The following is a 14,897-nucleotide window of genomic DNA, read 5'->3' as shown; positions in this document are numbered from 1 at the left end:
CAATATGACTTGCTAATGACAAATATCAATATTTTTTTGGCGGCTTTTTCAACGCCCTATTTTTAAACACATTATTCCCCTAACCCCGTGTAAATAATAGAGATTGCAATAAAATATTCATAAAACTACAGTGGCTTTTTTGACTCTAACTTTCGAATTAATTGCACCACTTGCTCCACGACCACTTGCGGGGCATTCATAGGTACGGTGTGGTCACTTCCCTTGGCTATAATTAGCTCAGAATCACAATGTGATGCCAACGCTTCTTGTCCTTCTCGCCATGCTTTAACATCGCGCTGAGTTGGATCAAATGGTCTTTGGGCAACGATAACACGACATGGTATATGATCAGGTGCTTGATGCGCCCGAACACTCGCAACGGTTTCACTTAGTGCTTGAGTTTCCCGGCGCAGAGCTTCACCGAAGGTATTTTCTGGCAGAGTATTCAAGGGTTTAAGTAGCTTATCCTGCGCTAAGGCGTGGGTTTTATCGATGAAGTAAACGGTCACAGGGTCAACATACAACAAGCCTGCAACTTGCTCTGGATAATAGGTGATGTAGTTTTGCATTACATAGTATGCGTATGAATGACCAACATAAATAAATGGCGGCCGAATATCAAGCGTTCTCAACACTTCACGAAGATTACGATTATCCGTATCAATACTATAGGCTCTGCGGCTAAGCTCGCTTTTGCCATAACCTTCACGGTTATAGGCCACCAATGCATTGGGTACTTGCTGCGCGAGACCCATCATTACTGGTGTCCAATAAATTGCAGGCGCTGCAGAACCACTTTCAAAAACAACGGCAGGTTCATTGCCCGCAACATGATAAACCTGCAAAGATACTTTGTTCGCAACCACGATGTGCTCTTGAATATCACGTTCAAGCGCAATCTGTGCATAAGCACTATTAACGAACAACAACCCCAATAAAGTTAGCGTGCGATACATATCGTTTCCTTGATATCTATAGTTCGACTCTAAAGTTAGCAGCTAGATGCACCATAAGCTAATGACATTTTTGCTGCATCTCCCCTTTATTTAAACAAAGTAAAAGCGACACTTAAAACTCAAATTCCAATGCGAGTCTAAAGCTATGATCTTTGCCAGATTGGCTGATCTCCGAAATAAAACCCGCTTCCCATTTCAGCTGTTTTTGACCTTCGAATCGATGCAGTCCGATAAACCCTGGGCCAACACCAAAAAAGTCTTCTCCGACATAGACTTCAATTGCGGGCTGAAAAGCACTATACAAGCGGTAGCGCAGTTGCGCTCTAAACTCAGATTCCCATTCATCCTCAATGTCCTTACCCCACTCCCTCACCAAAAATGCGTTCATGGTAAGGCTCGTGCGGCCAAATTCCTTCTCAAATAAAAACCCTGCGGTTGCTTCATAGGCATCGAATTTATGGCGCTTTTCAAGCTCAAACAACATACCAATATCCGCCCAGAAGCGCCCTTGCTCTACAAATTGCCAACGCGACTCTAGCTCATAAGCAGCCAAGTCAAAATTGCCCTCATCGTCGCGCTCACCAATGGCGTAACCTTCAACAGTCATTGTCTCAGTGAGACTCCAACCAAGCCCTAAGCGCTGTGCCAACACATTCCCTTGCTCGGTTTGGCGAGATAGTAGTCGCCACTCCAACTCACGTTCAAGCGGTAAAACGTATGGATGATAAACTTTGTCCACCACCATACCATCCGCTTTTGCACTAAACGCCACAATCCCAAAAAAACTCACCAGCAGCGCGAGTAAAACATTATTTCGCATGCGCTGTTCTCCAATATGTACATCCCAAGAACGTAATCAACGCGCCTCCAAACCCTGCAAGCGTCGCAGCATTTGGTGTTGCCTCATACCCCACTAATACTCTTAGCACTCGACCAACAACACTGTGTTCGTCCACAATCTGTCGCAAGTCTATTTCAAGTCTGGCGGCACTAATTAAGTCAACTTGAAGCGCCAAGTCCAATGCAATCGACACCTTACTCGCACCGTGTAAGGCCAATAACAACAGCAACAACCAAGGTAAGTGCTTACTCTTCAGCCAATCAAGGAAAAAGAAGAGTAGAATAGAAAAGCTCAAACAGATCCCCACACCAAGCGAGGTGCCAATGGCGAGGGTTTGACCATCCGCTGGCTTTGAATAAGAGAACGCAAAGCTTGCCAAATGGTGCAAGTACAATACCACGGCTAGTCCAAAGGCCAAGGCTGCAAGTGCCGTATGTCCGGTGCGTTTTGTTGCAATCATTAAGCAAAATAAACTGAGTAGCAGTCCTATTTGCAATAACTCGAACCCGCGATAATCAAAACTCGAGGCTATTTCTCCACCCAAAAACCATATGCCAAAACAGCCGACTAGCCCCGCACTCAACGCGATGAGTGTCGTTTTAAGTGGTAAAGCAGCATTGGTACATTGTGCTAATAGTACCCAAAGTACAGTTACTGGTAATAATTGGTTCACGCTCACCACCACCGCATTAAGAAGCATTGTTTGGCTCCTTCACGATAACGATACCTTGTGCTGTATTTGGTGAAAATTCACCAAAAAAACTATATTCACCGGGTGCTAGCGGGCCGATATAAATCACACTTTTACGGTTCGGAAAAAGCACTTTTTCACGATTAAGATCAAAGCTGTCAAACTCTTCAACCTGAGGGTCTTGATTTTCGATGATGAGCTTTACTTTACGATTTGCAGGTACCTCAACGTGTGCTGGTGTAAATAAATGATTTTTAAGAATAATGGTATAACTTTCTTCCGCCCACAAGGCGAAACTACAGGTCGCCAAAGGTAAACCAAGCGCGAAAGACAGCGAAGAGACCTTAGTCCTTAGCATCCAGCCCCCTCGGTAAATTTACACAAACTCTAAGCCCGCCTAAATGACTACGAGCAAAAGAGATATCTGCATGATAAATTGCAATTATATGATTGACTATCGCCATTCCTAAACCTGCCCCTTTTTCCCCTGAAGGGTGTTTATCTCCACCAACGCGATAAAATCTGTCAAAAATTCGTTCTATTTCCGCATCCGACATACCACAACCCGAATCATCGATTTGCCATACAACCCGCTGCGCATGCTGCTGAATTTTTACTTCTATGTCACCTTCAATTGGCGTGTATTTAATAGCATTACCAATTAGATTAGAAAATAATGTGGTTAATGTGAACTCACAGCCCTCTATGGTCGCTTCTGACGCTTCTAAGCTGATATTTTGTGATTTTTGTTCAATTCTCGGGTAACAGTTAGCAATCAAGTCTTGAGTTAATGCCACTAAGTCTTGCTGCGCAAATTGCTTATGCCACAGTTCTGGCTCTGTACGCGCTAACGTCAGCATTTGTTCAACCACATGGTTTAGCTGCTCAAGCCCTTTTGACATAGCAGTGGCACTGGGATGCTTAGTATCATGCGTTAAATTATGAAGATGAATTTTTAAGCTTGCGATCGGCGTTTTTAACTCATGAGCGGCATCGGAAGCAAAATAACGCTCTTTGAGATACGCGACTTCAACCTTTTGAAAGAGGTCATTTAGTGTCGCGATAACGATTGCCACTTCCGCTTTGTCGCTTTGCACTGCCAGCTGTGTAAAGTCTTTGGGGTTACGTCGTCTAAGCTCTTTAGAAAGATCTCGTAAAGGTTTTAACGCCGTATAAATAATCCATGCAATAAACACCGCAAGAAACGGCATAATCACCACCAATGGCGTCATTGCTGAGACAATCATACCTTCAGCAAGGGCAAAGCGCTTTTGTACCGGCTCAGCCACCAGTATTTGCCTTTCGCCAAACGCTTCACTGAAGGTTCTGAGTCTAGTCGCCCCCACATTTTGGGTGCTAAACCCAGCATGATATTTAAGCTTGTTCTTGTACCTAGCAAGTAGCTCACTACCCGCAACAACTTGATTGTGTTCAAGCACTAAAAAGTAAAATGCGTTGTTACCCGCGCCACTGGGCAAGGTAGTCGCAGTAACTTGAGTATTAACGAGTGTTGCGATGGACTCTAAATGGCTGTCTAATTGTGCTTGTGCCATCGCCATGCTGGAGTGATAACCCCGTAGCAGCGCCATGGATGCAGTCAGCACCAAAGCTGACACTAAAATTAGGGTCAACTTTCTCGTTATTGAAGCACCTCCAAGCGAGCTTTTCGTGCCCACTAAGCCCCCTTGCCAACCACATAGCCAATGCCACGCAGCGTTTTGATAAATCCATCGGGCATTTTCTTGCGGAGGTGGTGAATATGTACCTCAATAGCATTAGAGCCTAAAGCTTCTCCCCAATCATAGAGCTTAGATTCTAACTGAGTTTTAGACAGCACACGGCCGCTGTTTTCCATCAGCGCCTTGAGTAGCATATATTCTTTACGAGGTAATTCTTGAGTGCTACCGCTTACAAGCACCTCGTGACTGGCGAGATCTAACACGACATCGTTGCAGCTCAACGTGCTGCTCACTTGTTTGGTGAAGCGTCGACCAATCACCCGTAAACGCGCAAACAGTTCTTTAGGCTCAAACGGCTTAGCTAAATAGTCATCAGCCCCTAAATCCAATCCTGCAATCTTATCATCAAGACTATTTCTTGCCGTTAGAATGAGCACAGCGGTTTGCGATTTGGTTTTTTTTAACGCCTTGAGTACCGCTAAACCGTCTCCGTCGGGTAGACCTAGGTCAAGCACCACCAGCTCAAATTCACCAGATTCAACAAAACTGATTGCTTGTCTTTGCGTCGGCGCATGCTCAATGGCATACCCTTCTTTTTTGAGTGATGCGATGAGCCCCTGTGCCAGTAGCTCATCGTCCTCTACAAGTAATAGCCTCATTTATTCCTTCTTTTTAGCTTTTTTTCGACTTTAGCCAGTAGCTGTGCCACTTCTTCTTGGCGGTATTCATCGGCTTTTTCTCTACCAGGACGACTTGGCGCATTCTGCGCTTTTTTCAAGTGCGCAAGTGCAGCACTATAATCACGTTCGTCATATAAAAACTGTGCATAGAAATAGTTTACATCAATTCCTGCCGGATTGATCGCTAATGATTCTTGGAACAGCTTTTTCGCCTTTTTATCGCTGCCAAACCCAATTGGCCAGCCTGGGACCTGAGCATAGAGCGTGCCTAAACTCGTTAATGCAGAACCAGACAGTGCGTTTTTATCAAGTTCAATGGCTTTTTCGAATGAGGCTTTCGCATCTTTGGCAAGACCAAGCGCCCCCAAGCCACCTTTCGCTCCTGCAAAGCTCGACTGCACAATACCACGCCAGATGTAAGCTTCAGCGCGATCTGGATATTGTTCAACAAATGCCACGCACTGCTTAACCAATTCTTCAAATGCTTTTTCTTGGGCATCGCCCTCGGTTTCATAATTTACCGTTGCCCATTTAGTTTGGACTTGGCTAAGATCATCGTCAAATGCTGCCCAAGCACCTTGACTGAATACCAGTAATGTTGCTGAAGCTAACAAGGTTTTTAGTGCGTTCATCGTAATGACTCCTTAGTGGAAAAAATGGTTTGGATGGTTTTCACTTTTTTGATTAATGCGTTATCAACGAGCTCTGGTAACAAGCCATTAAGTCTCGCAAAAAACCTTTCAGGAAAACCAATGGCAGCACGTTTGGTGTTGCTATGGAGCAATTTCATAAAGGCTTGTGCGACGACCTCTGGCGAGTCCATCTGATTGCCTAGTGCATGGTTTACAGCTGTCGCGCGGTCGTCATTCATTTCAGTTGTGGTTGCGCGTGGCGCGAGATATTTAACCGCTACTTGGTCATCGAGCTCCCGTGTCAGTGCCTCTGTAAAACCACGCAAACCGAACTTGCTTGCGCAATAACTGCTTTGGTATGGAAAGCCGATAGAACCAAACGCTGAACCTACGTTAACTATGGTGCCATGACTTGAGATCAGTTGTGGTAAACAGGCTTGACTAACTAGCATGGGCGCCAATAAATTCGTCTCCATCTGCTTTTTTAAGTCAGTTGGTAAAATTTCAGCAAACCCAGCCATGGTATTAATGCCCGCGTTGTTGACGAGTAAGTCAACCCCACCCATAGTCGCCGCTTTTCTCGCGATTTGTGTCGCAGCGTCCTCAGTGGTGATATCTAAAGCAAGATAATCGTGTTCTCCGGATAACCCCGCTATCACCTGCTTTAATTTTTCGCTGTCTCGACCAATCAGCAAACAACGCCAATTATGCATGGCCAACTGTTTACTAATGGCTCGGCCGATCCCCCGAGAGGCCCCAGTGATAACGGCAAGTTTTGTTGCTTTCATCAGCCTACCTCCGCAAATTCAACACCTGCAGGCACCGCTTCGATGTTGCGGAATATGTCTCCATACAAGCGATAAAACTGTTTAGCGCTGTGAATAATGATCGCTTGCTCTTTTTCACAGCTGATCTTGTTCATCAGCCCTGCAAAAAAGTCAATATGCTCAACATCTAACGCGCCATGAGATGTTAAATAGGAAAATGCGCTACGAGGCAGACCAAGTTTATTCGCAATTTGACGAGCTGCATCATCGGCAAGTGCGATGGAAGTGCCCTCAAGCACATTAACCATGCCAAAAAAGCTCAATGGATGTTTACGAGCGATACTGTCGTACGCATAAGACACCATCATTTCAGTTGCGAAGCTTGGCATGCTATGACGTATTACCTCTTTATCCACACCACAGGCGGCAATATCATTAAGGATCCACTCTTGGTGTCCCATTTCTTCTTCGATGTAATGCCCTATTGCTTCTCGCAACCATTCTTTACTGTCATCAAGCCTTGCGCCACACGCCATAAGGAGTGGTACTGTGTGCTTTACGTGATGAAACGCCTGCTGTAAAAATGAAACGTATTGGCCTTTGGTGATCTGACCATGAAAAACATCATGAATAATTGGTGCGCTTAGTAGATATTGGCGCGCTTGTTCCGTTTCTGATTGTAGGGTTTGGTAAAAGTTGCTCATTGTCGTTTTCCTTTTAAATCGAAGCCACGGGCTCTGCCGCTTCGTATTGATTCTGGGAGTAAAGCGCTGAAATTTGCTGCGCGAAATTAGCTAAAATCACGTCGCGTTTAGGTCTCCCGTTCGCGGTAAGCATGCCGTTACCTACTGAAAAGGCTTCGTCTACGCGCACATAACGTTTTATTTTTGCGTAATCAGGGAGTTGCTGGTTGGCAAGCTCAATGGCATTATCAATCACAGCTGCTGTTAGTTGTGCCGGAGTGTATATAAGCGCCGTTAAAAATGGCTTGCCATCACCCACCACAACGCATTGCAGTAAAGGTACATAGGCAAGCAAAACGGACTCCGGCCACTCAGGAGAAATATTGCGTCCAAAGCTATTGATCAGAACATTTTTTAGCCGGCCTTCGATGACAAAATGCGGCTCACGCTTCGACACTCTATCGCCGGTTTTTAACCACGCATCTTGGGCTATCTCTTCGCCACCTAAATAACCTAAAAAGTTATTCCCTTTGATCTCTAACTCACCTGCCACAATACGTGCCTGAATATGAGGCAGTAACTTACCAACGCTGCCATCTTGCTCACCAGTATTCAGTGCAACAACAGACCCCGACTCGGAAAGCCCATACCCTTGAAACACAGGTAAGCCCAGCTGCTTAGCTTGCTGTAACAGTTCAGTGTCAACTTTAGCGCCACCGACCGCAATAAAGCGTAAACTTGCAGGGGGTTGCCACCCTTGCTGTGCAGCGCTTATCAGGCAACGCAGTAGCTCAGGCACTAAAATTAAGCTATTTGGTTGTACTTCACTTATCTTTTGCAGCAACTTTTGTGGATATAGCAACTGGCTGCCCGAAAAGCCTAGCGACGCAAGTTCGGTTACCTCAACCATGCCACCACTCAGTAGCGGCGCATACACACCCGCGATGTTTTCTAGCAACACAGGTAGCGGCAATAAACATAAGTGCTTAGGGCGATGAAGTGCAATGGTTTCGCATAAACTACTCGCCACTACAAGTTGGTTTTCAACCGACAGACATACGCCTTTTGGTGCGCCTGTTGAACCAGAGGTATAAGTGATCTTTTGCGTTTTAGGAAAATAGGTTCCCGTGCTTTCGCACCTAGTTTTATATACATAGATTGCTTGACCATAGACATCCAATACCGAAAATTCAGCGCTATTTTCAAGCTTGGTATCGCTGATCAACCAGTTTGCTTTTGACTGCTCAAGGGTGTGTTCAACTTGCGCTGTGGTAAAGAAATGAGGTACTGGAATAGACACTTTATTTGCTTGTAATAGTGCAAAATCTACCAATAACCAAGCGATAGAGTTGTCTAACGAAACCGCAACACTCTCGCCACTCATCACAATAAAGCGCTCTGCCAATGCTTGCGTGTAAGACTTTACCTCAGCAAAAGTGAGACGAGTTTGCCCTTGTTGTAAAATCACATCACTGTCTTGATGTGGTAGTTTTTTTAAGAAATCACACATATAAAAATGCCTCTTTTAAGCTCGCGATTTCCACCTCGAGTCCTTGTAGTAAGTGTTGATACATTTCAGTGTTTGTGATCACCTGCTGGGCTTGATGTAAATCGACCGAACAAACCATAGGAGCACATTGGTAATAGCTGCCATAATCTTTAGCTGAGGCGATAGTGCCGTGTGCCAAAGAAATCTTGTTAACCTCGACTTGGCATAACTTCATCAATGCACGCACTTGTTTGGTTGCCGTAAACACCAAGTAGCGGATGTCACTCTCAAGCAGTGCTTGAGTCAGTACAATAAAGTGGCTTAACGTTGCCATTCGGCCTGTTGAGAACAAATTGCCAAGTTCTGCAATATGATTACGCTCTGAAACCGTTGAGAGGCACTGCTCTACCGGACGATTAAGATACTGCTCGACAAATAATGCGCCTTTGGCTGCAAATCTAAGACCTAAAAAGCAATCGCTTTGACGGTAGTTTAAATGGCTTAAAAGGGGATAATACTCATGAATGTCAGCGCCAAAAGCATGGGCAAAACCACTGTGGATAGCGTGCTCCAATTCAGCGCGCGCGCCGCAAGTCTTGTTTGCCCATCTAAGACGACTTTGTGAGTTTGTTGCTTGTAGTGCTTCGCCCATCGTTTTCACACCTTTCCTGTTCTGATGTAAAAACTTTAAAAAGCGAAAATTAAGAAAACCTTAAGTTTGAAAAAAGGACGAAAAAATTTTTCGAGATACGCATTCTACTTTTAAAACGCTTGCTTTCGGCTAATCACAAATAAGGCAACGAGCGATACCAAAATAAACAGTGCAGCGAGTAAGAAAGTCAGTGAAAATGCCATATTAAGTTGTGCGGAGCTTGCCAAGGCCGCACTCTTTACCTGCAACAACACACTAAATACACCACCAAGTAATGAGGCTCCAGTCATTAGCCCTAAGTTTTTACATAAATTAATGAGCCCTGACCCCATGCCCTTTTCTTTTTCGGCTACTGTCGTCATCACAAAGGTATGGTGAGCCGCTAGAAACAACTGCCTTCCGGGAGTTAACACAAATAACGCCACAACATAGCCATAAAGTCCAAATAATGAAGGTAGGATTGCAAAGCTAATTGTCCCAATAAGGATCATCAGCAAGCCCAAAAACATGGCAAATGCGATACCAAAATGATCAACCACCTCGCCTGACGGATAACCAGAGACAGCAGCAATACAAGGTCCAATAGACACAATAAGACCAACCGAGACCGGGCTCAGCCCTAACGCATAAGTGAGATAAAAAGGCCCGACAACTAATGTCGACATCGCGATGGCGTCAACGAAAAAGCTCACGATTAACGAGGTGTTGCGTAGCTTGTGTTTCAGAAAAGCCAAACTCACAAGTGGAAACTGAGCACGCTTTTGGCTTTGTACAAAACAGTAGATAAAAGCCACTGAAAATAAGAAAAATACGCTATGCAAGACAAGACTAAACGAACTACTCGATGGCATAGCCAACACATAAAATAGGCATGACGCCGACAGCCACGCGCTTCCAATAACATCAAAACGCTGTAGCTCAGGTGGACTTGCGACATCATCAGGCAGAAATCTTGCTATTAAAAAGTAAGCTGCACCTCCAAGCAATATCATCAACCAAAATGTGAACTGCCATGATAACCACTCTAGCATTGCGCCACTTAGCAATGGCCCCAGTGCCGTGCCAATCGCAGCGGTAGTACCGAGTAACCCCATTGCGAGTCCAACTTTACGCTTTGGCATCACAACGCTTGCCAGTGCAAATACTTGAGATAATAACAGCGCAGCGCCAATGCCTTGGAACAGCCTAGCAGCAATCAGCATCCAAAGATTTACGCTCAGCCCAGCGACAATGGAGCCCACACAAAAGACGCTGATTCCAATGCGAAGTGCCCTTTTTCGGCCAACGCTATCTCCAACAGCGCCAGCACCAAGAATAAACGCGGTAAGCGAAAGCAAATATGCCACAACGACCCCATTCACCAATGCCTGCCCCACGCCAAACTCCTCAGCAAGTGTTGGCAACAAGACATTGATACTACTCATGCCAAGCGTTGGCAAAATGAGTACCACAGCCAAGCTGAACAACACTCGCTTTTGTCCGGCTCCCAGAGCAGTTTTATCCTCTGTATTTACTGTATCTTCTAACATGCGTTACCACTCCTACCATTGCGCCATGCTAATAAGTGGTGACTGTACTACTTCAAGTGAACTTGAAGTCAAGTGTGGTTAGATTTGAAGCTTGATTGGCTTAACAGTAAAGACGAACAATAAATTGAGAATTAGCTTGGGTACGCTACCGCATTTGTAATATGTAAGTAGCCCCCCAAGCCTTTTAGTTTAGCATCGGCAATACATCATAATTAAGGAACAAAGATGTTTAAGAGTTTTCAAACAACTTTAAATATCGTGCTTAATACTTAATCTATTGGTTTCAGATCCTTTATAAACTGCGCATCAATCCAATAAAGATCTGATTGAGAGCCTTTTTTACCGTTTGCATGCGGCACCATTCGACTAAAAAGGAAATACTTTCCGTCAGGCGTAAAATGTGGTCCACCTTCTTCAGCTTCCGTATTGACTTTATCTCCCAAATTAATAGCTTCTCCCCAAGAGCCATCTTTTGTACGAAAACTAATATAAAGATCACTACTACCAAAGCCAGTTTCTCTTACACTATCCCACATGATGTAACTTTCATCTGGCGCAATGTAAGGGTGTGCATTCCATTTACCTGTATTGATTGCTTTACTTAGCGGTTCAGGTGGTTGCCGTTTCCCGTCAATTAGCAGTGAATAACGGAGCACCCCATTGCCATCTGAAGTTCTCTCATCAAAAACTAGCGTGCCCTTAGCCGATGCAGAAAGCCCCATGATGGGGTACTTTTCAAATGCAGCGCCTAAGCTTTTCATCTCGGACCATCCTTCAGCGGTACGCTCCTTATATTTGGCTCCATAACGGAGCGTTTTCCCATCTGGCGAGAAAAATGGCCTACGCTCTCCTTTTGCCATCACTGCCCTTTGCCAACTATCACCCACTCTTGTAAACACAAGAGACTCAGGCTCTTTGGCATCAGAGGTGTGCTTCCACCTGCTAACATAGAATTTGTTCATATCTAGAGAGAAGCCACCAGAGTCTCCCCATTCTTCGGTATTCACAATACCAGGAGCAAAAGGCTTAGCGATCAGGCCTGGTGGCGTTTGCCCAAGATAAGGACCTTTGAGTATTCCAGAAGTCGCTTCAAACGTTCCCTTAGCTTCTGCCACTTCGCAGCTGCTCATAAGTATGGCTAGCGTGACAAAGCTTTTTTGTACTATTTTATTGGTCATAACGTGCCTCTTTATTTAATTGAGTTTACTTGTAAAGCTTCCTCAAAAGCTGCTGCTCAGCCTAATAAAACCGACCTTTAAACACTTGTAATATTGGTGATTTCTTCATGATTTTTGCTGACGTTTCCCTGACGGCAACATTCAACGGGTAAGGTGTAAATCGATACCGTAGCGGGTTTGGTTACAAAACATATTGCTAACCTCCCCGAACTAATTTGCACTATTTTTGGCATCATAGCATGACAATAACCATTTGTTTTTATTTCTTTTAATCTGGTTAGCGTGCAGATATTTTTGAGAGGGAGTGCCGTATTAAAATAGGTACATTTATTGATGCATTGAAAAGAAAGCTTCAGTATGATGATTTATTGGCCACTTTGGAAATAATAACAATATAATAAATAAGGAATAATGATGAAATACCTTGCCATTTTTTTGCTCATGTTTGCCTCTTTTCAGAACCATGCGGTTGTCAAAAGACATGATGTTGACCCTAACTTGTATAAGGTTAACAACATCCCGCAGTTTTATGTTGATATGCCATTCCAAGGCGGTTCGGTGTTAATCGATAAGCATTGGTTGTTGGCACCAGCTCACATCATTTATACGTTTATGTATGACTACCAAGGCAAACCTATCATGGTACATGGTGTTGAAAATCAAATTGCACAAATCATTATTCATCCGGATTACAAAAAGATAGAAGGTGATTGGAGTGAAGGCGATCCGGCACCGCTTATGGAGCAGCTAAATAACGCCAAAGATATTGCATTAATTCGCTTAAGTAAGCCTGTGACACACATTCAACCCATCGCTATATATGAGGGAAATGAAGAGTTAGGTATGGAAATAACTGGGTTTGGTCGCGGCGCTATCGGAACGGGGATAACGGGTGAAGAGCACGACTCTGAGGGACCAAGCCTAACGACCTATACATGGTATCAAGTCACCAAATTTTTCTCAGATTGGGCTTTCACTCAAGACGACTATCAAATGCATGTTTACAACAACGTGATCACAGAAGCAAAAGCTCACTGGCTCAGATTTACCTTCGAACAAGGAGCCGATGCGCTACCGTTAGAAGGCACCATAGGCTCTGGAGATAGCGGCGGCGCAGCAATCATTTATCAAGGCTCAACACCAGTATTGGTTGGATTGGCAGCGTGGCGAGAAATTGAAGGCGATTTGGAAAATTATACTTTAGGTAAATACGGTTCAACAGCAGTATTAACGCGTGTATCTTATTACCAAGATTGGATAAATAAGCATATCAATAAAGGTCAGTAGCAGGTAAAGCGCGTCTAAAAGCAAACCATAAGGCGGTTGCTAAATTTACCAGTGTCCATAGCTAGATACGGAGACTTTATGGATTACAAAAAATTTTTACCTAGTGAAAATTTATCCTCATTTATCAATTGCTTTTGGACATTGGAAATTACAGCAGATAACAATGCCGCAAAGCAACGTATTGTCCCCGACGGCTGCATTGAGCTGGCCTTTATATTGGGCGACGATATTAAGCGCTATACATCAGAACATGACTACATACTGCAACCGCGCGCAATGGTACTTGGACAAACCGTTTCACCTTTTTATATTCAACCAATCGGATACGTTCATACTTTTGCAGCCAGCTTTTTTCCTTATGCCTTTTCCCACTTTATTTCGAAACCTATAAAGAGCTTAAAAAATCAAGAAACATCGATTTACGAGCTATTTAAGCCAGATGAGGCCGCAAAGCTTGAAAGTGATATCATCCAAGCGCGAAACACAAGCCAAAGGATTGAGATTTTAGAGGCCTTTCTCCTTCACAAGCTGAGCGACCCGCGGACAATTGAGCACATTGTAAAAACAACGGTAGATATTATCTTTGCACAAAATGGCGATATATCGGTTAATACAATTACCAAATCAAATCCCAATAAAAGACGCCAACTAGAGCGGAAATTTTTAGACCTTGTCGGTATTAGTCCAAAGCATTTAAGTAAACTTGTACGCTTGCAAAGCGCTTTAACACTCCTCATAAATCGTGAAGACAATCTCACCAATATCGCGTACAAAAGCAATTATTATGATCAATCTCACTTCATTAAGGACTTTAAAGCGCTCACTGGGGTAAACCCGCGAGCGTTTCTCGATGACGAAGGTATGACGCTTTCACGACTTTTCTATAAATAGTCCCGTCGCTTTTTTACAATTAATTGTTGTCCCCCCGCACTATCTTAAAGTCGAACTCGTTGAGCCTTAAACGAGCCCAGTAAACCCAACCTAGTCACCAATAACTAGCCGACACACAATAAAATAAGGACGATAACATGCACAGCTTCGCATCAATTTTTGAAATTCCAGCAACCGACTTAACCCGCGCCGTAAAGTTCTACAGCAGCATTTTTGCGGTCTCCATTGAAACCATAGATATGCCTGAAATGACAATGGCACTCTTTCCGTACGAAGGGCAACCTACCGTAGGTGTGATTGTTCAAGGTGAAGGTTACACTCCTTCCAGCACCGGCGTCACTCTGTATTTAAACGCGGGTGAAGATTTACGGCAAGTGCTATCAAAAGTAGAAAAAAGCGGTGGAAAAATACTGACCCCCAAAACCCCACATGCAGACGAAAACGGTTTTTTCGCGTTATTTATAGATACAGAAGGTAATCGCTTAGGTCTGCACTCACCAAAGTGAACACGTTGATAATTTTATCCTTTACATAAATGAATTCGTTACAGGGAACTAATACAACGTTTTTGGAATCATGTTATGAACCCAGAGCTCAGTTTCCAGTCATCATTGGTACTGCGCTTTAATGTCCGAGCTTTAAATTTATAGAGTTGTGGTGGTAGAGCTTTCTGGTTCATTCAACAGATGACTGATGTTTCGCAACCTTCTATCACCGTCAATGAGCCTATGTCGATGCTTGTTGATTTAAGATCTAGGCTGGGCAATAGGCTAATTCAATACGCCGTGAAGTATCATCATTAGGTCTGGCCAATTTTGTCACCCTACCTTCATATTAAGACTGAGAATACGTCGTTAACAACATAAAGCAAACATGAGCTCAGCCTAGAGCCCTTTCGATACCTCTATCGCTCTAAAACTCACGGCGGGATCACACTTTGTA

The 14,897-nt window shown here is 44.0% G+C and carries 16 protein-coding genes; 3 read left to right on the top strand and 13 right to left on the bottom strand.

Annotated elements, in window-relative coordinates:
- Positions 1–125 precede the first annotated feature (125 nt).
- From BB427_RS12295 to BB427_RS12235, 13 genes are all read right to left on the bottom strand, one after another.
- Positions 126–956, bottom strand: a complete 831-nt coding sequence (locus tag BB427_RS12295) for an alpha/beta fold hydrolase (protein ID WP_069020946.1) — start codon at positions 954–956, stop codon at positions 126–128.
- A gap of 112 nt (positions 957–1,068) precedes the next feature.
- Positions 1,069–1,776: a hypothetical protein gene (locus tag BB427_RS12290; protein WP_045989490.1), complete on the bottom strand. Its 708-nt coding sequence runs from the start codon at positions 1,774–1,776 to the stop codon at positions 1,069–1,071.
- Positions 1,766–2,497, bottom strand: a complete 732-nt coding sequence (locus BB427_RS12285) for a hypothetical protein (RefSeq protein WP_017217753.1) — start codon at positions 2,495–2,497, stop codon at positions 1,766–1,768. Before BB427_RS12285 ends, BB427_RS12290 begins: the two co-directional genes overlap by 11 nt.
- Complete coding sequence (locus tag BB427_RS12280; protein ID WP_039496375.1) at positions 2,487–2,846, bottom strand: cupredoxin domain-containing protein; 360 nt, start codon at positions 2,844–2,846, stop codon at positions 2,487–2,489. Before BB427_RS12280 ends, BB427_RS12285 begins: the two co-directional genes overlap by 11 nt.
- Positions 2,833–4,164 carry an ATP-binding protein gene (locus BB427_RS12275; RefSeq protein WP_069020945.1) on the bottom strand — a complete coding sequence of 444 codons (1,332 nt, stop codon included), beginning with the start codon at positions 4,162–4,164 and terminating at the stop codon, positions 2,833–2,835. The genes BB427_RS12280 and BB427_RS12275 overlap by 14 nt, the downstream gene beginning before the upstream one ends.
- Positions 4,164–4,826: a response regulator gene (locus tag BB427_RS12270; RefSeq protein WP_039496373.1), complete on the bottom strand. Its 663-nt coding sequence runs from the start codon at positions 4,824–4,826 to the stop codon at positions 4,164–4,166. The genes BB427_RS12275 and BB427_RS12270 overlap by 1 nt, the downstream gene beginning before the upstream one ends.
- Positions 4,823–5,479 carry a tetratricopeptide repeat protein gene (locus BB427_RS12265; RefSeq protein ID WP_010603827.1) on the bottom strand — a complete coding sequence of 219 codons (657 nt, stop codon included), beginning with the start codon at positions 5,477–5,479 and terminating at the stop codon, positions 4,823–4,825. Before BB427_RS12265 ends, BB427_RS12270 begins: the two co-directional genes overlap by 4 nt.
- Positions 5,476–6,267, bottom strand: coding sequence for an SDR family oxidoreductase (locus BB427_RS12260; protein ID WP_069020944.1), 792 nt, complete (start codon positions 6,265–6,267; stop codon positions 5,476–5,478). Before BB427_RS12260 ends, BB427_RS12265 begins: the two co-directional genes overlap by 4 nt.
- On the bottom strand, positions 6,267–6,950 hold the full coding sequence (locus BB427_RS12255) for a TenA family transcriptional regulator (protein WP_039496368.1): 684 nt from the start codon (positions 6,948–6,950) through the stop codon (positions 6,267–6,269). The genes BB427_RS12260 and BB427_RS12255 overlap by 1 nt, the downstream gene beginning before the upstream one ends.
- 13 nt (positions 6,951–6,963) lie before the next feature.
- Entirely contained in the window at positions 6,964–8,439 is a 1,476-nt protein-coding gene (locus BB427_RS12250; RefSeq protein WP_069020943.1) for an AMP-binding protein, read from the bottom strand.
- The gene (locus BB427_RS12245) at positions 8,432–9,070 is read right to left on the bottom strand and encodes a thermostable hemolysin (protein ID WP_069020942.1); all 639 of its coding nucleotides are present in this window, start codon (positions 9,068–9,070) and stop codon (positions 8,432–8,434) included. The genes BB427_RS12250 and BB427_RS12245 overlap by 8 nt, the downstream gene beginning before the upstream one ends.
- A 110-nt stretch (positions 9,071–9,180) precedes the next feature.
- Positions 9,181–10,599, bottom strand: coding sequence for an MFS transporter (locus BB427_RS12240; protein ID WP_069020941.1), 1,419 nt, complete (start codon positions 10,597–10,599; stop codon positions 9,181–9,183).
- Positions 10,600–10,868: 269 nt separating this feature from the next.
- Complete coding sequence (locus BB427_RS12235) at positions 10,869–11,777, bottom strand: TolB family protein (RefSeq protein WP_069020940.1); 909 nt, start codon at positions 11,775–11,777, stop codon at positions 10,869–10,871.
- Between the two features lie 411 nt (positions 11,778–12,188).
- Here BB427_RS12235 and BB427_RS12230 point away from each other — a divergent pair, with 411 nt between their 5' ends.
- From BB427_RS12230 to BB427_RS12220, 3 genes are all read left to right on the top strand, one after another.
- On the top strand, positions 12,189–13,064 hold the full coding sequence (locus tag BB427_RS12230; protein WP_254663624.1) for a trypsin-like serine protease: 876 nt from the start codon (positions 12,189–12,191) through the stop codon (positions 13,062–13,064).
- Between the two features lie 78 nt (positions 13,065–13,142).
- Complete coding sequence (locus BB427_RS12225; protein WP_069020938.1) at positions 13,143–13,955, top strand: response regulator transcription factor; 813 nt, start codon at positions 13,143–13,145, stop codon at positions 13,953–13,955.
- A gap of 137 nt (positions 13,956–14,092) precedes the next feature.
- Entirely contained in the window at positions 14,093–14,461 is a 369-nt protein-coding gene (locus tag BB427_RS12220) for a VOC family protein (RefSeq protein ID WP_069020937.1), read from the top strand.
- Positions 14,462–14,897 lie beyond the last annotated feature (436 nt).

Source organism: Pseudoalteromonas sp. BMB, from assembly GCF_001709235.1.
Lineage (GTDB): Bacteria > Pseudomonadota > Gammaproteobacteria > Enterobacterales > Alteromonadaceae > Pseudoalteromonas > Pseudoalteromonas maricaloris.
The sequence above is the reverse complement of the archived record's forward strand: the minus strand, read 5'-3'. Positions and strand labels throughout refer to the sequence as shown.